Source organism: Sphingopyxis sp. LC363 (assembly GCF_000756385.1).
Lineage (GTDB): Bacteria > Pseudomonadota > Alphaproteobacteria > Sphingomonadales > Sphingomonadaceae > Sphingopyxis.
This window is the reverse complement of sequence record NZ_JNFC01000001.1, coordinates 1-20,439: the sequence shown is the minus strand read 5'-3', so window position 1 is coordinate 20,439 and position 20,439 is coordinate 1. Positions and strand designations below refer to the sequence as shown.

The following is a 20,439-nucleotide window of genomic DNA, read 5'->3' as shown; positions in this document are numbered from 1 at the left end:
GGCAAAAGAAAACGGGAGAATGGGTCAATGCGATTCGCAGGCAAGATTGCCGTCGTCACCGGAGCGGCGTCGGGCATAGGCAAGGCAGCGGTTTTGAAACTCGCGGGCGAAGGCGCGCATGTCTTCGCCGCCGACATCGACGAGGCGGGCGGACAGGCACTCGCCGAGCAGTCGAACGGCAAGATCGACTTCGTGCGCTGCGACGTCACCAAGCCATCGGACATCGAGGCACTGATGAATGAAGCCGCGGCGAAAGCCGGCGGCATCGACATCGTGTTCAATAATGCCGCCGCCGCGGGCGACCGCGCGCCGATCGACGAGATCAGCCCCGAGGGCTGGGACCGGACGATGGATCTCGTGCTGAAGTCGGTCGCGATGGGCATCCGCTATGCCGCGCCGCATATGAAGGGCCGCAAGGGCGCGAGCATCGTCAACACCGCGAGCGTCGCGGCGCTCGGCGCGGGCTATTCGCCGATCGCCTATGCGGTGGCGAAGGCGGGCGTGCTGCATCTCTCCAAGGTCGCCGCGACCGACCTTGCGCGTTACGGCATTCGCGTCAACGCGATCTGCCCCGGCTTCATCAACACCAATATCTTCACCTCGTCGCTCGATGTGCCCGAGGCGAATAAGGATGAGGCGAAGGCGATCATCGCGGGGATGAGCGCGGCCGCGCAACCCGTCGCGCGCGGCGGCCAGCCCGAGGATATCGCCAACGCGGTCGCCTATCTCGCGAGCGAGGAATCCTCCTTCATGACCGGCACGCATATGCTGGTCGACGGCGGGCTGACCATCGGCCAGCGCCACGCGTGGGACCCCGAAGCCCCCGGCCTGTTCGACGCCCTCGTCGCGATGGAGGAGGCCGCCAAGGCCGGAGCCGACGCGTGAGCGCGGCCGCCGCGACGGTTCCGCCGCCCAAACGCCTGCCCGTCTGGCTGAAGCTCGTGCACGGGCTCGGCAGCATCGCTTACGGCGTCAAGGAAAACGGCTTTTCGACCTTCCTGCTGCTCTTCTACAATCAGGTCATCGGGCTCGACGCCGGCGTCGTCGGCATCGCTATCATGGTTGCGCTGATCTTCGATGCGTTCGTCGACCCGGTGATCGGCGAACTGACCGACCGCACCCGCAGCCGCTGGGGCCGCCGCCTGCCATGGCTCTATATCGCGCCCTTCCCGCTCGCGTTCGCGTGGATGGCGCTGTGGAGCCCGCCAGAAATGAGCGACGCGGCGACCGTCGCCTGGCTGATCGGCTTCGCGATCATCGTGCGCGCACTCGTGTCGATGTGCGAAGTGCCGTCGGTAGCGATCGTCCCCGAACTCACCGCCGATTATGACGAGCGCACCGCGGTGATGCGCTACCGCTTCCTGTTCGGCTGGGGCGGCGGGCTGGTGATCCTCGTCCTCGCCTATGGCGTCTTTTTCGGCGGCGCCAAGGGGCTGGTCGATCCGGCGGGCTATTTCCCCTATGCGCTGACCGGGGCGCTCGTCATGCTCGGCGCCGTCGTCATCTCGGCGGCGGGCCAGCACAAGCGGATCGCGGTGTCGAATCTCGCCGACCACCAGCCCGCAATGAGCCTGTCGCATATCCTGCGCGACATGCGCGATACGCTGTCGAACCGCGCCTTCCTGTGGCTGGTGTTCGCCGCGCTGTTCGGCTTCGTCAATCAGGGCATCACCTTTGCGATGAACAATTATCTGCTGAGTTTCTTCTGGCAGTTCACGCGGGGGGAGATGGTCGCCTATGTCTTCCTGCTGTTCGGGACGATGATCGCGGCCTTTCTGCTCGTCGCGCCGCTGTCGACCAAGCTCGGCAAGCGCGACGCCGCGATCGTCGCCGGTGCGATCTCGCTGATCGTCAACAGCGGCATTTATTTCGCGTGGATTCAAGGCTTTTTTCCGGGCCTGCCCGGCAAGCCGAGTGTCGCCACGATGTTCGCGCTCGTTTTCGTCAGCAACAGCTTCTCGATCATCCTGATGATCCTCTCCTCGTCGATGATGGCCGACGTCGTCGAGGCGTCGCAGAGCGAGACGGGGCGCCGGTCGGAAGGGCTGTTCTTCGCGGGCTATTTCTTCATGCAGAAATGCGCGACGGGCATCGGCATCTTCGCTGCGGGGATGATCCTGTCCTTCGCCGCCTTTCCGGCCGGGGCCAAGCCGGGACAGGTCAGCAACGCGGTGCTCGGCGATCTGGCGCTCGGTTACATGCTTTCGGTGCTCGTCATCGGGATCGTCGGGCTGATCGTGATGCGGCGCTTTCCGATTTCGCGCGCCGATCACGAGGCGCGGCTGGCGCTGCTGGGCGACGCGGCGCGCGCCGAACCCGACGCGAGCGGGGCGCACCCGTAAGCGAAAAATGCGCGCCATGACCAAATGAGGTAATTTTCGGACCGCAGGACTTGGCAAGGCCCGCGAATCGGTCCAAGGGTTTACGTGAACGTAAAGGGAAGGATGTGGAGATGGATTTCGATCTCACCGACCGGCAGGTCTATTGGCGCGACCGGGTGCGCGATTTCATCGAACGCAAGGTCCGCCCCGCCGTCCCCACCTATAACGAACAGGACAAGGCGGGCGACCGCTGGAAGGTCATCCAGGTCGTCGAGGACCTGAAGGCCGAGGCGAAGGAAGCCGGCATCTGGAACCTGTTCATGCCCCCGCGCAGCGCCGCGCATCACCATGTCGACGAGACGTTCGAGTTCGAGGGGCCCGGCCTCACCAACCTCGAATATGCGCTGTGCGCCGAGGAAATGGGCCGCGTCGGCTTTGCGAGCGAGGTGTTCAACTGCTCGGCGCCCGACACCGGCAATATGGAGGTGTTCCACCGTTACGGGACGCGCGCGCAGAAGGACAAATATCTCGGCCGGCTGATGAACGGCGAGATTCGTTCGGCCTTTCTGATGACCGAACCGCGCGTCGCCTCGTCCGACGCGACGAATATCGAAACGCGCATCGAGCGCGACGGCGACGATTATGTGATCAACGGCCGCAAATGGTGGTCGTCGGGCGCGGGCGATCCGCGCTGCGAGGTCGCGATCGTGATGGGCAAAACCGACTTTGCCGCCAAGCGCCACGCGCAACAGTCGATGGTGCTGATGCCGCTGAACGCCCCCGGGGTGAACATCCTGCGCCACCTCCCCGTCTTCGGTTATGACGATGCGCCGCACGGCCATATGGAAATCGAACTGAAGGACGTGCGCGTCAATGCCGAGGAAGCGATGCTGCTCGGCGAGGGGCGCGGGTTCGAGATCGCGCAAGGGCGCCTCGGGCCCGGCCGCATCCACCATTGCATGCGCACGATCGGCGTGGCGGAAGAAGCGATCGCGAAGATGGCGAAGCGCCTCCAGTCGCGCGTGGCGTTCGGCAAGAAGGTCGCCGAATACAGCATCTGGGAACATCGCCTCGCGCGCGCGCGCATCGATATCGAGATGACGCGCCTGCTGTGTCTGAAAGCCGCCGACATGATGGACAAGGTCGGCAACAAGACCGCGGCGGCCGAGATCGCGATGATCAAGGTGCAGGCGCCGAACATGGCGCTCAAGATCATCGACGATGCGATCCAGGCGCATGGCGGCGCCGGCGTGTCGGAGGATTTCGGGCTCGCCAAGGCCTATGCGCATCAACGCACGTTGCGTCTGGCCGACGGTCCCGACGAAGTCCACGAACGCGCGATCGCGCGCATCGAATTCGCCAAACATAGCGAGGCGAGCGATCCGGGCTTTTCGTCGGGCGACATCGGGGTATCACGCTAAAGGATAATCCGTTCGTGCTGAGCTAGTCGAAGCACCGTCCTTCTTTCTCGCATACAGAAAGAACGGCCCTTCGACAGGCTCAGGGCAAACGGCAAGAGAGGGTAGTCTAAATGACCAAAGCCGCGATCCTGATCGAGCCGGGCAAGCCGCTGTCCATCGAGGACGTCGTCGTTGCCGATTGCGGCCCGCACGAGGTGCGCATCCGCACCGCCGCGTGCGGGCTGTGCCATTCGGACCTGCATTTCATCGACGGCGCTTATCCGCATCCGCTGCCCGCGATCCCCGGCCACGAAGCCGCGGGCATCGTCGAGGCGGTCGGCAGCGAAGTGCGCACGGTGAAGGTCGGCGATGCGGTCGTCACCTGCCTCTCCGCTTTCTGCGGCCATTGCGAGTTCTGCGTCACCGGGCGCATGTCGCTGTGCATGGGCGGCGACACGCGGCGGCCGGCGGGATCGGCCCCGCGCATTACGCGCCCCGACGGGTCGCCGGTGAACCAGATGCTCAACCTCTCGGCCTTTTCGGAAGTCATGCTGGTCCACGAACATGCGTGCGTCGCGATCGACCCCGACATGCCGCTCGACCGCGCCGCGGTGATCGGCTGCGCGGTGACGACGGGTGCGGGAACGATCTTCAACGCGTGCAAGGTGACGCCGGGCGAGACCGTCGCGGTCGTCGGCTGCGGCGGCGTGGGCCTCGCGACGATCAACGCCGCGAAGATCGCGGGTGCGGGGCGCATCATCGCCGCCGACCCCGTGCCCGAAAAGCGCGAACTCGCGAAGAAGCTGGGGGCGACCGACGTCGTCGATGCGCTATCGGACGACGCCGCGAAGCAGATCGTTGAAATCAGTAAGGGCGGCGTCGACCATGCGATCGAGGCCGTGGGGCGTCCCGCCTCGGCGAGCCTCGCCGTCGCGTCGCTGCGGCGCGGCGGCACCGCGACAATCCTCGGCATGATGCCGCTCGCCGAGAAGGTCGGCCTCAGCGCAATGGACCTGCTGTCGGGCAAGAAATTGCAGGGCGCGATCATGGGCGGCAACCGCTTCCCGGTCGACATCCCGCGGCTCGTCGACTTCTACCTGCGCGGGCTGCTCGACCTCGACTCGATCGTCGCCGAGACGATCCCGCTGGGACAAGTCAACGAAGGCTTCGACAAGATGAGGAAAGGCGACGCCGCACGGTCGGTGATCGTGTTCGACCAATGAGCGTGGGGCACGTCCCCCAATCCTCCCCGTCGAAGATGGGGAGGGGGACCGGCCGCAGGCTGGTGGAGGGGCAGCGAGCGCCGCTCGCCTCCTTCGTCGGCCCCTCCACCATGCTTCCCATGGTCCCCCTCCCCACGCTTCGCGCAGGGAGGAACATATGACCTTGGACGCCCAGAAAGCCTTCAGCGGCACCGTTGCGCCCGAGGGCGCCGATGTGCTCGACGAGGCGAAGCTGACCGCGTGGATGGAAGCCAATGTCGAGGGCTTCGAAGGTCCGCTGACGCAGGGCAAGTTCGCCGGCGGCCAGTCGAACCCGACGTACAAGATTTCGGCCCCGTCGGGCAATTATGTGCTGCGCCGCAAGCCCTTCGGCCCACTGCTGCCCTCGGCGCATGCGGTCGATCGCGAGTATAAGGTGCAGGCAGGCCTGCATAAAATGGGCTTCCCCGTCGCGCGCCAATATGGCCTCTGCACCGATGATTCGGTGGTCGGCAGCTGGTTCTATGTGATGGGCATGGTCGACGGCCACACGATCTGGGACGGCGCTATGCCGGGATCGACCCCCGAGAACCGCCGCGCGACCTATGAGGCGATGATCGACACGCTTGCGGCGCTGCACAGCGTCGATATCGAGGCGGCGGGGCTCAGTGACTTCGGCAAGCCCGGCAATTATTTCGGCCGCCAGGTTGACCGCTGGACCAAGCAGTACCGCCTCTCCGAAACCGAGACGATGGACGAGATGGAGCAGCTGATCGCGTGGCTGCCCGCAACCTTGCCCGAGCAGACGCGTACCAGCGTCGTCCATGGCGATTACCGCATCGACAATATGATCTTCGCCAAGGATCGGCCCGAGGTACTCGCGGTGCTCGACTGGGAGCTGTCGACGCTGGGCGATCCGCTCGCCGATTTCACCTATGTCGCGATGGCGTGGGTGACCGAAAATGGCGGGCGGTCGGGGGTGATGGACCTCGACCGCAAGGCGCTCGGCATTCCCGAACTCGACGAGATGGTCGAACGCTATTGCCAAGCCACCGGCCGCGACGGCGTGCCCGACATGAACTGGTATTTCGCCTATAATTTCTTCCGCCTCGCCGGCATCATGCAGGGGATCAAGAAGCGCGTCATCGACGGCACCGCTTCCTCCGCCCATGCGAAAGCGATGTCCGAACGCGTCCGTCCGCTCGCCGAAAAGGCGTGGGACTTTGCACGAAAGGCCGGCGCATGAGCCTGTTCGACATGACCGGGCAGGTCGCGCTGATCACCGGATCGTCGCGCGGCATTGGCAAGGCCACGGCCGAAGCGATGGCCGAGCAGGGCGCGAAGGTGGTGATTTCGAGCCGCAAGCAGGATGCGTGCGACGCGACCGCAGCGGAGATCAACGCGAAGTTCGGCGACGGCACGGCGATTTCGGTTGCCGCCAACATCTCGTCGAAGGACGATTTGCAGAACCTCGTCAACGAAACGCGCGCCGCCTTCGGCAAGATCACCGCGCTCGTCTGCAACGCGGCGTCAAACCCCTATTATGGTCCCGGCCTCGGGATCAGCGACGATCAGTTCCGCAAGATCATGGACAATAATATCCTGTCCAATCACTGGCTGATCACGATGGTCGCGCCCGAAATGCTCGAACGCGGCGAAGGGTCGATCACGATCATCAGCTCGATCGGCGGGCTGAAAGGATCGCCGATCATCGGCGCCTATGGGATTTCGAAAGCCGCCGACATGCAGGTCGCGCGCAATTTTTCGGTCGAGTTCGGACCCAGCGGCGTGCGCGTCAACTGCATCGCGCCGGGCCTGATCCGCACCGACATGGCACGCGCCTTGTGGGAAAATGAAGAAAATCTGGGGCGCTCGACCGCCGCCTCGACCCTGAAGCGGATCGGCGAGCCGCACGAGATCGCGGGCGCCGCGGTCTTCCTCGCCAGCAAGGCGGGGGCATTCACCACCGGCCAGACCATCGTGTGCGATGGCGGAGCCACGATTTCGGGAGGCGCATGATGGGCGCATTGGACGGCAAGGTTGCGATCATCACGGGCGCGGGCAGCGGCATCGGCCGCGCGAGCGCGCTGCGCTTCGCCGCCGAGGGCGCGAAGCTCGTCATCGGCGACAAGAGTGCGGCGGTGCACGACACGGCAAAGCTGGTGAAGGATGCGGGCGGCGAAGTCGTCGCGCTCGAAATCGACGCGGGCGTAGAAGCCGATGTCGCCTCGCTCGTCGCGGCCGCGAAAGAGAATTTCGGTGGCCTCGACGTCGCCTTCGCCAATGCCGGGATCATCGGCGACATGGGCGGCATCTTCGATTTCGATCCCGCCCAATGGACCGAAACGCTGCGCGTCAACCTGATCGGCCCCGCGCTGATGGTGAAACATGCGGGCAAGGCGATGGTCGACCAGGGCCGCGGCGGCGCGATCGTGCTGACCGCGAGCGTTGCCGGGATCAATTCGGGCGCGGGCCCGGGTGCTTACTCCGCGTCGAAAGCGGGGGTGATCAACCTTGCCAAGGTCGCGGCGCAGCAGCTGTCGACGAGCGGCGTGCGGGTCAATGCCGTCTGCCCCGGCCTGACCGAAACGGGGATGACCAAGCCGACCTTCGATTATGCCAAGGCCAAGGAAGTCACGCACAAACTCGGCCAATTGAACCCTTTACGCCGCGCGGCGCAGCCCGAGGAGCTCGCCAATGTCGCGCTGTTCCTCGCGAGCGATCAGGCGAGCTATGTCAACGGACAAGCGATCGCGGTCGATGGCGGCCTCACCAGTTCGCACCCGGTGACGCGCCAGTTGCTTGGCCAGACCTCGCACTGATAGGCAGCGCTGCATGACCCACGGATTCGACACGACGCGGCTCGACCGCATCCCCGCCTTTCTCGCCGCCAAATATGTCGACACCGGCCGCCTGCCGCACGCCGCGACGCTCGTATCGCGGCGCGGCGAGATCGCGCATCGCTCGTGCATCGGCGACGCGCGGCCCGGCGAGGCGCTGAAGGACGACGCGATCTTTCGCATCGCGAGCATGACCAAGCCGATCACCAGCATCGCCTTCATGATGCTGGTCGAGGAGGGCAAGGTCGCGCTGTCCGATCCGTTGGTGAAGTTCTGCCCCGAGTTCAAGGACACCGGCGTCTTCGTCGCGGGCGGCGGCAATGTCCCCTTCCTGACGCGACCGCCCGCGTCGCCGATCCGCATGGTCGATTTGCTGCGCCATACGTCGGGACTGACCTATGGCTTTCAGGAGCGCACCCCGGTCGACGCGGCTTATCGCAAGGCGCGGATCGACGATTTCGATGCCGATTACACGATGGACAGCTTTATCGCCGACCTCGCGAAAATCCCGCTGCAATTCGACCCCGGCGCGCACTGGAATTATTCGATGGCGACCGACGTGCTCGGCGCGGTGATCGAGCGGATCGAGGGTAAGCCGTTCGCAGAGGTGTTGCAGGAGCGCATCTTTGGCCCGCTCGGCATGGTCGACACCGGGTTCCGGGTGCCCGCCGACCAGCAGCACCGCCTGACCGACGCCTATGCCTTTCACCCCAAGAACAAGATGCAGGGCTTCGACGAAGGCGCGCGCAGCCGCTGGGCGAAGGAGCGCAGTTTCCACTCGGGTGGCGGCGGGCTTGCCTCGACGCTGGGCGATTATCACCGCTTCTGCCTGATGCTGCTTGGCGGTGGTAAATTGGGCAACACACGGATCGTCAGCCGCAAGACGCTCGATCTGATGACATCGAACCACCTCGTCGGCGGCGGCGATTTGACGCAGCACAGCGTCGGCATTTTCAGCGAGGACGAGAATGCCGGGGTCGGCTTCGGGCTCGGCTTCGCGGTCACGCTCGATCCGGCGCGCGCGGGCATTCCCGGCTCGGCGGGCGACTTTTACTGGGGCGGCATGTTCTCGACCGGCTTCTTCGTCGATCCGGTCGAGGAGATTTGCATGGTCTTCATGACCCAGCTCATGCCTTCCTCCACCTATCCCGTGCGGCGCGAGGTCAAGACGCTTGTCCACGCCGCGATCGATGACTGAAATGCAACACCACCTCTCCGTTCGTGTCGAGCGAAGTCGAGACACCCGTCGAACGGGCGCCTAGCCCGAGGGGCATCTCGACTTCGCTCGATGCGAGCGGCCTATTTGAAGGAGTTCTCCCATGACCGAAGAAACCCCCGTATCCGTCACGATGGAAAAGGATGGCGAAATCGCCGTCATCATCGTCAACAACCCGCCGGTCAACGCGCTCTCCTGGCACGTCCGGCAGGGGCTCGAGGATAATTTCACCGCCGCGCTCGCCGACGATGGCGTCAAGGCGATCGTGCTGCGCTGCGCCGGCGCGACCTTCATCGCGGGCGCCGACATCAGCGAATTCGGCAAGCCGCCGCGCGGCCCCGATTTCAACGCGGTGCTCAACAGCATCGAAGCGGCATCGAAGCCCGTCGTCGCGGCGATCCACGGGACGGCGCTCGGCGGCGGTCTCGAAACCGCGCTCGTCTGTCATTACCGTGTTGCGGTGCCCTCGGCGAAGCTCGGCGTGCCCGAGGTGAAGCTCGGCCTGCTCCCCGGCGCGGGCGGCACGCAGCGCCTGCCGCGCGTCGTCGGCGTCGAAGCCGCCGCGACGATGACCTCGACCGGCGATCCGCTGCCCGCATCGAAGGCCAAAGAGCTAGGCCTCGTTGACGAACTGGCGGGCGAGGACAGCCTTGCCGCCGATGCGATCGCCTTCGCCCGCGCCAAGATCGCCGACGGCCCGCGCCCGACGCGCGAACGTCCGGTATTCGGCGACGTTGCGGTGATCGAACAGCTCAAGGCCAAGAATGCCAAGCGCTGGCGCGGGTTCGAGGCGCCCTATGCCAACCTCGCCTGCGTCGAGGCGGCGACGCGCCTGCCCTTCGACGAAGGCCTCGCCTTCGAGCGCGAGCAGTTCATGAAGCTGATGTTCGGCAGCCAGTCGGCGGCACAGCGGCACATCTTCTTCGCCGAGCGTCAGGCGGCCAAGATCGACGGCCTGCCCAAGGACACGCAGCTGCGCGAGATCAAAAAGGTCGGCATCATCGGCGCCGGCACGATGGGCGGCGGGATCATGATGAACTTCCTGCAGAAGGGCATTCCGTGCACGATAGTCGAAATGCAACAGGACGCGCTCGACCGCGGGCTGGGCGTCGTGCGCAAGAACTACGACGCGTCGGCCGCCAAGGGCCGCTTCAAGCCCGAACAGGTCGAGGCTATGATGGGGCTGATCACCCCCTCGCTCAGCCTCGACGACCTGGCCGACTGCGACCTCATCATCGAGGCGGTCTATGAGAATATGGACGTCAAGAAGGACATTTTCGGCAAGCTCGACAAGATCGCGAAGCCCGGCGCGATCCTCGCGTCGAACACCTCCTATCTCGACATCGACGAAATCGCGACCGCGACGAGCCGCCCCGGCGACGTGCTGGGCATGCACTTCTTCTCGCCCGCCAACGTCATGAAGCTGCTCGAGGTCGTGCGCGGCGACAAGACCGCGCCCGACGCGCTGGCGACGGCGATGGCGATCGGCAAAAAGATCGGGAAGGTCGCCGTGGTCGCGGGCGTGTGCGACGGCTTTATCGGCAACCGGATGCTGAAGCCGCGCCAGATGGAGGCGATGAAGCTGCTGCTCGAAGGCGCGACGCCGGCGCAGGTCGACAAGGTGCATGTCGAGTTCGGGATGCCGATGGGGCCGTTCCAGATGAGCGACCTTGCCGGCGTCGACATCGGCTGGCACCGCGACCCCAACCGCATCGAAAGCATCCGCGACGCGCTCGCCGCCGAAGGCCGATGGGGCCAGAAGAAGCAAGCAGGTTTCTACGACTATGACGAAAAGCGCACGCCGAGCGAAAGCCCGCGCGTTGCCGAGATCATCGAGGAATTCCGCCAAAAGGCGGGAGTCGAGAAGCGCGAGATCACCGATCAGGAGATCATCGAGCGCACCCTCTATCCGATGGTCAACGAAGGCGCGCTGATCCTGTCCGAAGGCAAGGCGCAGCGGGCGAGCGACATCGATGTCGTGTGGATCTATGGCTATGGCTGGCCGGTCTATCGCGGCGGCCCGATGTTCTGGGCGGGGCTGGAAGGCACCGACAAGATCGTCGCGGCGCTCGAGAAACATGGTTTCGAAATCGCGCCGCTGCTCAAGGAGAAAGCGGAGGCGAAATCGGGCTTCTGAGCCCGCGCACGCTCACGAAAAGCAGGCCGTCTGTCCCGCTGCGGGGCAGGCGGCCTTTCTTTTGCCCGGAGGCGGCCGCAGGCGTGAGCGAAAACTTGCGATTCAGGGTTAAAGCGCTGGCAAGACCCGCCGTTACGGCAGAGCATGAACGCCATGTCCGCCCTTGCCCTCCTGTTGCTCACCGGCAGCGTGCCGGTAACCGCTCTCGTAGCGACGCCGCAGGTTAGCGCGATCGGCGTCGCGCGCGCGCGAATATTGGCGCCGGCCGAAGTGCGCCGCATCGATGGCCGGATCGAGGTACGCACCGGCGAGCACAAGGCCCCGACGCAGGTGCATCGCACCGAGCGCCGCGACGGCGGCGAGACGGCGGATTTTTACTGAGGCCCGTCGCCCCCGCGAAGGCGGGGGCCGCTATCAGCCTTACGCTACCTTTCCAGCGGCCCCCGCCTTCGCGGGGGCGACGACTAGGATTGAAGCGTCTTGATGATCGCCGAAAAGTCGCGGCCGTCCTTGTCGGCCTCGACGAATGCCTCGTACAATTCGCGCGCCTTCGACCCCATCGGGACGTCGGCATCGACGCTGGCGGCCGCCTCCATGGCAAGGCGCAAATCCTTGAGCATCAGCGCGGCGGCGAAGCCGCCCTTGTAATCATTGTCGGCGGGCGTCGTCGGCCCGACGCCGGGGAGCGGCGCGTAGCTGGTGAGCGACCAGCATTGCCCCGACGACACGCTGGCGATGTCGAAGAATTTCTGCGGATCGAGCCCGAGCTTCTGCGCGAGCGCGAGCGTTTCGCACGTCGCGATCATCGACGCGCCGAGCAGCATGTTGTTGCAGATTTTCGCGGCCTGCCCCGCGCCGGCGCCGCCCGCATGGATCACCGCCTTGCCCATCTTGGCGAGGATCGGTTCGGCGCGCGCGAAACCTTCGTCCGTGCCGCCGACCATGAAGGTCAAGGTTCCCGCATTGGCGGCGGCGATACCGCCCGAGACGGGCGCGTCGACCGCGACGAGGCCCTTGGCGGTCGCGGCTTCGATATTGGCGCGCGCGGTCGCGACGTCGATCGTCGAGCAGTCGAGCAGCAGCGTGCCCGGCGCGGCGTTGGGAAAGACGTCGCTTTCGTAGACACCCGCGACATGCTTGCCCGCGGGGAGCATGGTGACGACGGCTTCGGCGCCGGTGACGGCTTCGGCCGCCGATGCGGCGCGGGTGCAGCCGGCTTCGACGGCGCGCGCCAATGCTTCCTCGCTGAGGTCGAAGGCGCGGACGTCGTGGCCCGCTTTCGCAAGGTTGGCGGCCATGCCGCCGCCCATGTTTCCGAGTCCGATGAATGCGATTTTCATTATCTCTCCCCTCCCGCTTGCGGGAGGGGCCGGGGGAGGGCCTGTCCCGAATATTGAACTGGTGGAGAGGAAACAGACCCTCCCCTAACCCCTCCCGCAAGCGGGAGGGGAACTGGGCTCACCGCCCCTTCCACACGCCTTCGCGCTTTTCGATGAAGGCGGCCATGCCTTCGGCCTTGTCCTCGGTCGCGGCGAGGATCTGGAACAGGCGGCGTTCGTAGATGAGGCCCTGGTCGAGCGTGGTTTCGAACGCGGCGTTGACCATGTCCTTGTTCACCATCGCGGCCATCGGCGGCATCGCGGCGATCGTGGTCGCGGTCTTCACCGCTTCCTCGACCAGCGTTTCATGCGCGACGACGCGCGCGACGAGGCCCGAGCGCTCGGCTTCGGCGGCGTCCATCATCCGGCCGGTGAGGCACATTTCCATCGCCTTCGCCTTGCCGATCGCGCGCGTCAGCCGCTGCGACCCGCCCATGCCGGGGGCGACACCGAGCTTGATTTCGGGCTGACCGAACTTCGCCTTGTCCGACGCGATGATGAAGTCGGCCATCATCGCAAGTTCGCAGCCGCCGCCCAAGGCAAAGCCATTCACCGCCGCGATCCACGGCTTGCGCACCTTCTTCACGAAGTCGCTTGTCCATTTCGAGAAGAAATCCTGAAGGTAGAAATCGGCCGCCGGCTTGTCGGCCATTTCCTTGATGTCGGCGCCCGCAGCGAAGGCCTTGTCGCCCGATCCGGTGAGCACCGCACAGCGCTGGCTGGCATCGGCCTCGAAGGCGGTGAAGGCGGCGATCAGATCGTCGAGTACGCTCGAATTCAGCGCGTTCAGCGCCTGCGGGCGGTTGAGCGTCACCAGCGTGACGGCCCCGCGCGTTTCGACGAGGAGGGTTTCGTAGGTCATCTTTTTTCTCCGTCGCCCCCGCGAAGGCGGGGGCCGTTGGCGTTAAAGTCTGGCGGCCCCCGTCTTCACGGGGGCGACGATCAAGTCAGCGGGGTCCATTTCTCGCTCTCGGGCAAAGGCGCGAAGATCGCGTCGATCCAGTCGTCGGTGACCGCTTCGGGGGTCGGCGGATCCCATTTCGGGCTGTTGTCCTTGTCGATGATCAGCGCGCGGACGCCTTCGATGAAGTCGTGCATCGAAACGACGCGGCTTCCGATCGCATATTCCTGCGTCATCTGCGCGGCGAAGTCGTGCATCTCGCCGCCTTCCTTGAGCTGGCGGAGCGCGACCTTGCAGGTCTGCGGGCTCTTGCCGTGGAGCGTTGCCAGCTCCTTGGCCGCCCATTCGCCGCCGTCGGCTTCGAGCGCGGCGAGAATGTCCTCATAGGTGTCGCTCGCGAACAGGCGGTTGATCCGTTCGAGATTCTGGGTGATGCTGGCGGGCGGCGCGGTGACCGACAGCTCGCCCAAGATGCCGCCGATGCGGTCGGGGGCGACCGCGATGCGTTCCTTGGCCTCGGCAAGTTTCTCCGACGGCAGATAATGCGTCGCGAGGCCGAGCGCGAGACATTCGGCGCCGTCGAGCCGCGCGCCGGTGAGCGCGAGATAAGCACCAACGCGCCCTTCGAGCCGCGGCAGATACCAGCCGCCGCCGACGTCGGGGAAAAGGCCGATTCCCGTTTCGGGCATCGCGAAGCGCGTATGCTCGGTCGCGACGCGATATTTCGCCGGCTGCGAAATGCCGACCCCGCCGCCCATGGTGATGCCGTCCATGAAGGCGACGACGGGTTTGGGGTAGGTGAAGAGCAGGTGGTTGAGGCGATATTCGGTGTGGAAGAAGGCGCGCGCCTCTTTGCCGTCCTTCGCCCCGCTCTCCGCGAGCATGCGGATGTCGCCGCCCGCGCAGAAACCGCGTCCCTCGCTATGATCGATGATCACCGCCTCGACTGCATCATCATCGCGCCACTTTAAAAGCGCGTCGATCATCGCTTCGCACATGGCGAGATTGAGCGCATGGATCGCCTTGGGGCGGTTGAGCGAGATGCGGCCGACGCGGACGTCGGTTGCAATCAATACATCTTCGGTCATTGGCGCAGCAGGTCCCTTCCGACGATCATCCGCATCACCTGATTGGTGCCTTCGAGGATCGAATGAACGCGAAGGTCGCGCCAGAAACGCTCGATCGGATAATCCCTGAGATAGCCATAGCCGCCGAACAACTGGAGCGCGTCGTTGACGATCTTGCTGCCATTGTCGGTCGCGAGTCTTTTCGCCATCGCCGAGAAGCGCGACTTGTCGGGCGCGTTCGCGGTGACCTTCGCCGCCGCCATGTAAAGCAGCGCGCGCGACGCTTCGAGGTCGGTCGCCATGTCGGCGAGCATGAACTGAGTGTTCTGGAAATCGGCGATCGGGGACCCAAACTGCTGGCGATCCTTGGTGTAGGCGATCGCTTCGTCGAGACAGCGCTGCGCGCCGCCGAGCGAACAGGCGCCGATATTGAGCCGCCCGCCGTCGAGCCCCGCCATCGCGAAGCGGAAGCCGTCGCCTTCGGCGCCGACCAGATTCTCGGCGGGCACGCGGCAATCCTCGAAGATCACCTGCGCGGTGGGGGAGGCGTTCCACCCGAGCTTCTTCTCGGGCGCACCGAAGCTGAGGCCCGGCGTGTCCTTTTCGACGACGAGGCAGGAGATGCCTTTCGACTTCTCGTCGCCGGTGCGGACCATGCAGACATAGATGTCGTTATGGCCCGCGCCCGAGATGAACTGCTTGGTGCCGTTCAGGACATAATGGTCGCCGTCCCTTTTCGCCGTCGTCTTGAGCGCCGCGGCGTCCGACCCCGAGCCCGGCTCGGTCAGGCAATAACTCGCGATCTTTTCCATGCTGACGAGGTCGGGCAGGAAGCGCGCCTTGACCTCCGCTCCGCCGAAGCGGTCGATCATCCACGTCGCCATATTGTGGATCGAGACATAAGCGGATGTAGCGGGGCAGCCATAGGCCATCGCCTCCATAATCAGCGCCGCCTCGAGCCGGCCGAGCCCGATGCCGCCGGACTCCTCGGCGACGTAGATCGCGCCGAAGCCGAGCTCGCCCGCCGCCTTCCACACGTCGACGGGATAGTGGCTTTTCTCGTCCCACTCGGCCGCGAAGGGCGTGATGCGATCGGCGGTGAATTTGCGCGCCATGTCCTGGATGGCGAGCTGGTCATCGGTAAGCTGGAACTGGTCGGTCATGGTCATTTCTCTAGAATCGCTTCGGCTTCGATTTCGACTTTCCACTCGGGGCGGATCAGCGCGGGGATGACGAGCATCGTCGAGGCGGGACGGATGTCGCCGAACATCGCGCCGTGCGCGCGGCCGACGAGGTCGGCGTCGGCGGGGTCGGTGATATACATGCGCGTGCGCACGACGTCGGCGGGCGATCCGCCGAGCGCCGCGAGCGCCTCGGCGATGATCGTCAGGCAGCGCGCCGCCTGAACCCCCGCATCGCCGACGGTCGAACTGCCGTCGGCCTCGATCGGCGCACAGCCCCCCACGTCGATGCGGTCCCCCACCCGAACCGCGCGGCTGTAGCCGTAGACCGGTTCGAACGGGGACGCCGAGGAGTGATGACGCCGCGACGCGTCAGCCACAGGTGACCTGTGTGATCTTCGACGCATCGTCGTACATGACGTTCACGCGGTCGACGCGATAGTCCATCGTCATCGCCGAGCGCGGCGGGCCCCAGCGCAATGTGCGCGCGCCCGATGCCTTGAGGATCGCGGCGCCGAGATCGGGGGTGACGGTCTGGCCGACATAGGACTGCACCGCGTCCGCCTTGCACGTCATTTCGGCCTCGGGCGGCGGCGGGGTCGATTCGACAGGCGCATCGCTGCTCGAGCAGGCGGCAAGCGGCAGGGCGGCGACAAGTGCGAGCAAGCGAATGTCCATCGATAATCTCCCTTTCAAAAAACCGTCATCCGGCGCAGCGCGTATAGCGCATCGCGCCCGCTGCGGCACCCTCACCCGAATCGCGGCGAACGAGCGTCTTGCCGCCATCGGCGAGATCGAGCTGCATCCGGCGATCCCATTCCTCGCCCTCGCCGCTGAATTTATAGTCGGCGACGATGCTGTTCGCGTCGCTCTTCTGCACGCCGGCAAGCTCGCCGTGCGACTCGAAGAAACGCAAATTTGTTGCGTCGATGGTCAACGCGGTGAGGTCGGCGCCCTTTTTTGCGGCGCAATCGGCGGCCTTCAGCGCCCAGCGGCCGCGGATCGCGGAGGGGATCGTCTTGCCGTCGACTTTGTCGCCGGGCTCGGTCTTTGCCGGCGCTTCGGGTTCTGCGTCCGGCGCAGGCGTTTCGGCGGGCGCCGGGCGCTCGGCCTTTTGCAGCGGGCCGATATCCGAGCTGGCTTCGGGTCCCGTTTCCTCATCCTGTCCGCCGCTGCACGCCGTGAGCATTAACAGCGCGGCCGGCATCGTCCATCGCATCATCGTCATTCTCCTTCGCGGGAGAAATGTTCGACCGGGCGCAGAGGTTTCACCGGTGCGCCCGATCCGCACATCAGCCCATCGTCGGAATCACGAAGGCGTTGCCGGCGTCGCCGACCCCACCCGCCGCGCCGTCGGGCCAGCGCTGGGTGATTGTCTTGACCTTGGTCCAGAATTTCACGCCTTCCATGCCGTGCTGGTTGGTGTCGCCGAACGCCGAGCGCTTCCAGCCGCCGAAGCTGTGATAGGCCACCGGCACCGGGATCGGCACGTTGATACCGACCATGCCGACTTGCACGCGCGCGGCGAATTCGCGCGCGGCGTGGCCGTTGCGCGTGAAGATCGCGACGCCGTTGCCATATTGGTGCTTCGACGGCAGCTCGAGCGCGGTTTCGAAATCGGGCGCGCGGACGATCTGGAGCACGGGACCGAAGATTTCTTCCTTGTACGATTCCATGTCGGGGGTGACATGGTCGAACAGGGTCGGGCCGACGAAGAAGCCCTTTTCGTGGCCCTGCAAGGTGAAGCCGCGGCCATCGACGACGAGTTCGGCGCCTTCGTCGGCGCATTTGGCGATCCAGCCTTCGACCTTTTCCTTGTGCGCCTGCGTCACCACGGGGCCATAATGCGCCTCGGCATCGGTCGATACGCCGACGCGCAGCGCCTCGATCGCGGGGATCAGTTTTTCGCGCAGGCGGTTGGCGGTGTCCTCGCCCACGGGCACGACGACGGGCAGCGCCATGCAGCGTTCGCCCGCCGAACCGAAGGCGGCGCCGGTGAGGTCGTTCACCACCTGGTCGAGATCGGCGTCGGGCATGACGATGCCATGGTTCTTCGCGCCGCCCATCGCCTGCACGCGCTTGCCGTTGGCGACGCCGCGGTTGTAGACATAATGCGCGATGTCCGACGAGCCGACGAAGCTGACCGCGCCGATGTCGGGATGGTCGAGGATCGCATCGACCATTTCCTTGTCGCCGTGGACGGTCTGGAAAATGCCTTCGGGCATGCCGGCTTCGAGGAAGAGTTCGGACAGGCGAACAGGGACCGAGGGGTCGCGCTCGCTGGGCTTCAAGATGAAGGCGTTGCCGGTCGCGGTCGCGACGCCGCCCATCCATAACGGGATCATCGCGGGGAAGTTGAACGGGGTGATGCCCGCGCCGATGCCGATCGGCTGGCGCATCGAATAGACGTCGATGCCGGGGCCGGCGCCCTGCGTATATTCGCCCTTCAGCACATGCGGGATGCCGCAGCAGAATTCGATGACTTCGAGGCCGCGCTGGATGTCGCCCTTCGAATCGGCGATCACCTTGCCATGCTCGCTCGACAGCATTTCGGCGAGCTGGTTCATATTGGCTTCGACGAGCCGCTTGAATTCGAACATCACGCGCGCGCGGCGCTGTGGGTTCGTTGCGGCCCATGCGGGCTGCGCGGCCTTGGCGGCGGCGACGGCGCGGTCGAGGATGGCGCGGTCGCCGAGCGCGACCCGCGCCTGCACGCCGCCATTGTTCGGGTCAAAGACGTCGCCTTGGCGGGCGCTGCCGCCGGCTCCGCCGACGATGTGATGGTCGATCTGTCGCATGGAGGATCCTTCCCTGACGCTTAACCAAATTCCCGCATCCCCGAGCGAAGACGAGGGGCTCGTTCGAGCGTAGCGAGAACCGTCTACGCTGCCGCCTCGACTTCGCTCGGCTTAGCCCCTCGTCTTCGCTCGGGGATGCGGAGATTGTCGGAGGCTCTCTCATACGAGTTACGGGCCGATGGCAAGGGATAGACTTGCAGTCCAATACTGCATATTTGCAGTTGATGGACTGGGACAAGCTGCAATATTTCCTGTTCGTCGCACGCCACGGCTCACTTGCGCGCGCCGGGGCGGCGCTGCATGTCGACGCAACGACGGTGAGCCGCCAGATCAGCGCGCTCGAAACCGCGCTCCAGCAGACGCTCTTCGAACGCGCGACGACGGGTTTCGTTCTGACCGCGGCGGGCCGCGCGCTCGTTCCGCACGCCGAAGCGATGGCGGCGGCGGCGGCGCGCATCCACAAGGCTTCCGAAGGCGGATCGGACCTGTCGGGGCAACTCCGCGTAAGCGTCTCCGAAGGGTTCGGCAACAGCTTCATCGCGCCGCGGCTCGGGCGTTTCGTCGCGGCGCATCCCGAGCTCGAGATCGACCTTGTCGCCTCGTCAGGCTTCCTCAATCCGTCGCGGCGCGAGGCCGATATGGCGGTGCTGCTCGCGCGGCCGCGCAAGGGCCCGCTGATCACGCGCAAGCTCTCCGACTACAGTCTCGGCCTCTATGCCCCCGCCGACCGGCCCGACTGGCAGGACGCGGTCGCCGCGGCGCCTCTGTCGCGCGCGGGGATTCCGGTGATCGGATATATGCCCGACATCCTTTATGCGCCCGAACTCGATTATCTCGGCGAGATCGAGCCCGGACTACGCGCCAATGTGCGCTCCTCGTCGATCCTCGCGCAGCGACGGATGATCGCGGGCGGCGCGGGGGTCGGTGTGCTCCCCTGCTTCCTCGCGGCGGGTGACCCGGCGCTGGTGCGCGTGCGGGGCGATCAAGTCATCGCGCGCGCCTTCTGGCTCGCGCTCCACCGCGACGTTGCGCCGCAGCCGCGCATCCGCGCCTTTATCGACTGGCTCGATGCGGAGGTAAGGGAGAGCCGGGGGTTGTTGGTGCCGGATTAGCGCCTACCTCGAATCCGTTCGTGCTGAGCTTGTCGAAGCACCGTCCTTCTTTCTTCCGGCGTCGCAAGAAAGAACGGCCCTTCGACAAGCTCAGGGCGAACGGATCATATGGGATTTATGGCCGCCAGTCCGAAGCGACCAGCCCGCCGTCGCCGAATATCCGTTCGATCGCGTAAGGGCCTGCCGCCGCTTCGCGCAACTTGTCTGCAAGCGGGTCGTCGATCGGACGATCGCTCCGCAGAAAGGCAATCCATGCCGCGATCGCGGCCTTGAGCGACGGGCAGCGTGCCCCGCGCGCCTGATGCCAGGCCATGGTTTCGAGCCAGCGCTGCGGGATCTTCTGGCTGCCGTCCATCGCGATCTGGATCAGCCGGTGGTCGAGCGCGGCGTTGGCGAAGCGGCCCAGCAGCGCATCGGCATAGGCAGCGAGGTCCTGCCCCGGCGCGGCGGCAATCGTCGGCGCGGCTTCGCCCAGCATCAGCCGTTCGATGACCGGGCGGATTTCAGGATCGGCGATCGCCTGATGGACAAATTCGTGTCCGCGCCCCAGTCCGATATAGGCGAGCGCCGAATGCGCGCCGTTGAGCATGCGCAGCTTCGCGGTCTCATAGGGCGCGACGTCGGCCACCAATTCCGCGCGCCCAGCTTCCCAGTGCGGGCGCGGGCCGGCGAAATCATCCTCGATCACCCACTGGCTGAAAGCTTCGGTGACCACCGCCCCCTCGTCGCGTGCGCCGAGCGCGGCTTCGACCGCGGCGCGGTCGGCGTCGGTCGTGGCGGGGACGATGCGGTCGATCATCGTCGCGGGACAGGTGCATTCGCCATCGAACCACGCCGACAGGTCGGGGTGATAGGCGGCGAGATATTCGCGCATCAAACGGCGCA

19 protein-coding genes and 1 pseudogene are annotated in these 20,439 nt (G+C 65.6%); 11 read left to right on the top strand and 9 right to left on the bottom strand.

Features of this window, described 5'->3' with window-relative positions; genetic code table 11:
* Positions 1-27 precede the first annotated feature (27 nt).
* The 10 genes from FG95_RS00100 to FG95_RS00055 all read left to right on the top strand — a co-directional run bounded on the left by FG95_RS00100 (position 28) and on the right by FG95_RS00055 (position 11,497).
* Entirely contained in the window at positions 28-885 is an 858-nt protein-coding gene (locus FG95_RS00100; RefSeq protein ID WP_037553121.1) for an SDR family NAD(P)-dependent oxidoreductase, read from the top strand.
* Positions 882-2,342 (top strand): MFS transporter, encoded by a 1,461-nt coding sequence (locus tag FG95_RS00095; RefSeq protein WP_052181939.1) that lies wholly within the window; start codon positions 882-884, stop codon positions 2,340-2,342. The genes FG95_RS00100 and FG95_RS00095 overlap by 4 nt, the downstream gene beginning before the upstream one ends.
* A gap of 110 nt (positions 2,343-2,452) precedes the next feature.
* Positions 2,453-3,742, top strand: a complete 1,290-nt coding sequence (locus tag FG95_RS00090; protein WP_037553119.1) for an acyl-CoA dehydrogenase family protein — start codon at positions 2,453-2,455, stop codon at positions 3,740-3,742.
* A gap of 110 nt (positions 3,743-3,852) precedes the next feature.
* Positions 3,853-4,944 (top strand): Zn-dependent alcohol dehydrogenase, encoded by a 1,092-nt coding sequence (locus FG95_RS00085; RefSeq protein WP_037553118.1) that lies wholly within the window; start codon positions 3,853-3,855, stop codon positions 4,942-4,944.
* A gap of 157 nt (positions 4,945-5,101) precedes the next feature.
* Positions 5,102-6,169: a phosphotransferase family protein gene (locus FG95_RS00080; RefSeq protein WP_037553114.1), complete on the top strand. Its 1,068-nt coding sequence runs from the start codon at positions 5,102-5,104 to the stop codon at positions 6,167-6,169.
* Positions 6,166-6,942: an SDR family NAD(P)-dependent oxidoreductase gene (locus FG95_RS00075; protein ID WP_037553111.1), complete on the top strand. Its 777-nt coding sequence runs from the start codon at positions 6,166-6,168 to the stop codon at positions 6,940-6,942. The genes FG95_RS00080 and FG95_RS00075 overlap by 4 nt, the downstream gene beginning before the upstream one ends.
* Positions 6,942-7,745 carry an SDR family NAD(P)-dependent oxidoreductase gene (locus FG95_RS00070; protein ID WP_037553108.1) on the top strand — a complete coding sequence of 268 codons (804 nt, stop codon included), beginning with the start codon at positions 6,942-6,944 and terminating at the stop codon, positions 7,743-7,745. The genes FG95_RS00075 and FG95_RS00070 overlap by 1 nt, the downstream gene beginning before the upstream one ends.
* Positions 7,746-7,758: 13 nt before the next feature.
* Positions 7,759-8,961 (top strand): serine hydrolase domain-containing protein, encoded by a 1,203-nt coding sequence (locus FG95_RS00065; protein ID WP_037553106.1) that lies wholly within the window; start codon positions 7,759-7,761, stop codon positions 8,959-8,961.
* Between the two features lie 121 nt (positions 8,962-9,082).
* Positions 9,083-11,116 carry a 3-hydroxyacyl-CoA dehydrogenase NAD-binding domain-containing protein gene (locus FG95_RS00060; protein WP_037553105.1) on the top strand — a complete coding sequence of 678 codons (2,034 nt, stop codon included), beginning with the start codon at positions 9,083-9,085 and terminating at the stop codon, positions 11,114-11,116.
* Positions 11,117-11,269: 153 nt separating this feature from the next.
* Positions 11,270-11,497 (top strand): hypothetical protein, encoded by a 228-nt coding sequence (locus FG95_RS00055; RefSeq protein WP_235211406.1) that lies wholly within the window; start codon positions 11,270-11,272, stop codon positions 11,495-11,497.
* Positions 11,498-11,580: 83 nt separating this feature from the next.
* On the opposite strand, the gene mmsB is transcribed toward FG95_RS00055, so the two are convergent.
* The 8 genes from mmsB to FG95_RS00015 all read right to left on the bottom strand — a co-directional run bounded on the left by mmsB (position 11,581) and on the right by FG95_RS00015 (position 18,442).
* The gene (gene mmsB / locus FG95_RS00050; RefSeq protein WP_200880123.1) at positions 11,581-12,456 is read right to left on the bottom strand and encodes a 3-hydroxyisobutyrate dehydrogenase; all 876 of its coding nucleotides are present in this window, start codon (positions 12,454-12,456) and stop codon (positions 11,581-11,583) included.
* A 118-nt stretch (positions 12,457-12,574) separates the two neighbouring features.
* The gene (locus FG95_RS00045) at positions 12,575-13,357 is read right to left on the bottom strand and encodes an enoyl-CoA hydratase-related protein (protein WP_037553100.1); all 783 of its coding nucleotides are present in this window, start codon (positions 13,355-13,357) and stop codon (positions 12,575-12,577) included.
* Positions 13,358-13,437: 80 nt separating this feature from the next.
* Positions 13,438-14,484, bottom strand: a complete 1,047-nt coding sequence (locus tag FG95_RS00040; protein WP_037553099.1) for an enoyl-CoA hydratase/isomerase family protein — start codon at positions 14,482-14,484, stop codon at positions 13,438-13,440.
* The gene (locus tag FG95_RS00035; RefSeq protein WP_037553097.1) at positions 14,481-15,626 is read right to left on the bottom strand and encodes an acyl-CoA dehydrogenase family protein; all 1,146 of its coding nucleotides are present in this window, start codon (positions 15,624-15,626) and stop codon (positions 14,481-14,483) included. The genes FG95_RS00040 and FG95_RS00035 overlap by 4 nt, the downstream gene beginning before the upstream one ends.
* Before the next feature lie 2 nt (positions 15,627-15,628).
* Positions 15,629-16,024, bottom strand: coding sequence for a RidA family protein (locus FG95_RS00030; RefSeq protein WP_037553096.1), 396 nt, complete (start codon positions 16,022-16,024; stop codon positions 15,629-15,631).
* Positions 16,017-16,322: an I78 family peptidase inhibitor gene (locus FG95_RS00025; RefSeq protein WP_037553095.1), complete on the bottom strand. Its 306-nt coding sequence runs from the start codon at positions 16,320-16,322 to the stop codon at positions 16,017-16,019. The genes FG95_RS00030 and FG95_RS00025 overlap by 8 nt, the downstream gene beginning before the upstream one ends.
* 25 nt (positions 16,323-16,347) lie before the next feature.
* A complete protein-coding gene (locus FG95_RS00020) occupies positions 16,348-16,866 on the bottom strand; it encodes a hypothetical protein (protein WP_037553368.1) in 519 nt (172 codons plus the stop codon).
* 70 nt (positions 16,867-16,936) lie between these two features.
* Complete coding sequence (locus tag FG95_RS00015; protein WP_037553094.1) at positions 16,937-18,442, bottom strand: CoA-acylating methylmalonate-semialdehyde dehydrogenase; 1,506 nt, start codon at positions 18,440-18,442, stop codon at positions 16,937-16,939.
* Positions 18,443-18,666: 224 nt separating this feature from the next.
* On the opposite strand from FG95_RS00015, the gene FG95_RS00010 reads away from it, so the two are divergent.
* Complete coding sequence (locus tag FG95_RS00010) at positions 18,667-19,554, top strand: LysR family transcriptional regulator (RefSeq protein ID WP_052181937.1); 888 nt, start codon at positions 18,667-18,669, stop codon at positions 19,552-19,554.
* A gap of 115 nt (positions 19,555-19,669) precedes the next feature.
* On the opposite strand, the pseudogene FG95_RS00005 reads toward FG95_RS00010, so the two are convergent.
* Positions 19,670-20,439: pseudogene (locus tag FG95_RS00005) on the bottom strand (mannitol dehydrogenase family protein); the annotation flags it as partial.

Excerpts from the sequence above, each read along its gene's own strand:
- FG95_RS00100 (WP_037553121.1), top strand. The coding sequence starts at position 28 with ATGCGATTCGCAGGCAAGATTGCCGTCGTCACCGGAGCGGCGTCGGGC.
- FG95_RS00090 (WP_037553119.1), top strand. The coding sequence starts at position 2,453 with ATGGATTTCGATCTCACCGACCGGCAGGTCTATTGGCGCGACCGGGTG.
- FG95_RS00085 (WP_037553118.1), top strand. The coding sequence starts at position 3,853 with ATGACCAAAGCCGCGATCCTGATCGAGCCGGGCAAGCCGCTGTCCATC.
- FG95_RS00080 (WP_037553114.1), top strand. The coding sequence starts at position 5,102 with ATGACCTTGGACGCCCAGAAAGCCTTCAGCGGCACCGTTGCGCCCGAG.
- FG95_RS00075 (WP_037553111.1), top strand. The coding sequence starts at position 6,166 with ATGAGCCTGTTCGACATGACCGGGCAGGTCGCGCTGATCACCGGATCG.
- FG95_RS00070 (WP_037553108.1), top strand. The coding sequence starts at position 6,942 with ATGGGCGCATTGGACGGCAAGGTTGCGATCATCACGGGCGCGGGCAGC.
- FG95_RS00065 (WP_037553106.1), top strand. The coding sequence starts at position 7,759 with ATGACCCACGGATTCGACACGACGCGGCTCGACCGCATCCCCGCCTTT.
- FG95_RS00060 (WP_037553105.1), top strand. The coding sequence starts at position 9,083 with ATGACCGAAGAAACCCCCGTATCCGTCACGATGGAAAAGGATGGCGAA.
- FG95_RS00055 (WP_235211406.1), top strand. The coding sequence starts at position 11,270 with ATGTCCGCCCTTGCCCTCCTGTTGCTCACCGGCAGCGTGCCGGTAACC.
- mmsB (WP_200880123.1), bottom strand. The coding sequence starts at position 12,456 with ATGAAAATCGCATTCATCGGACTCGGAAACATGGGCGGCGGCATGGCC.
- FG95_RS00045 (WP_037553100.1), bottom strand. The coding sequence starts at position 13,357 with ATGACCTACGAAACCCTCCTCGTCGAAACGCGCGGGGCCGTCACGCTG.
- FG95_RS00040 (WP_037553099.1), bottom strand. The coding sequence starts at position 14,484 with ATGACCGAAGATGTATTGATTGCAACCGACGTCCGCGTCGGCCGCATC.
- FG95_RS00035 (WP_037553097.1), bottom strand. The coding sequence starts at position 15,626 with ATGACCGACCAGTTCCAGCTTACCGATGACCAGCTCGCCATCCAGGAC.
- FG95_RS00025 (WP_037553095.1), bottom strand. The coding sequence starts at position 16,322 with ATGGACATTCGCTTGCTCGCACTTGTCGCCGCCCTGCCGCTTGCCGCC.
- FG95_RS00020 (WP_037553368.1), bottom strand. The coding sequence starts at position 16,866 with ATGATGCGATGGACGATGCCGGCCGCGCTGTTAATGCTCACGGCGTGC.
- FG95_RS00015 (WP_037553094.1), bottom strand. The coding sequence starts at position 18,442 with ATGCGACAGATCGACCATCACATCGTCGGCGGAGCCGGCGGCAGCGCC.
- FG95_RS00010 (WP_052181937.1), top strand. The coding sequence starts at position 18,667 with ATGGACTGGGACAAGCTGCAATATTTCCTGTTCGTCGCACGCCACGGC.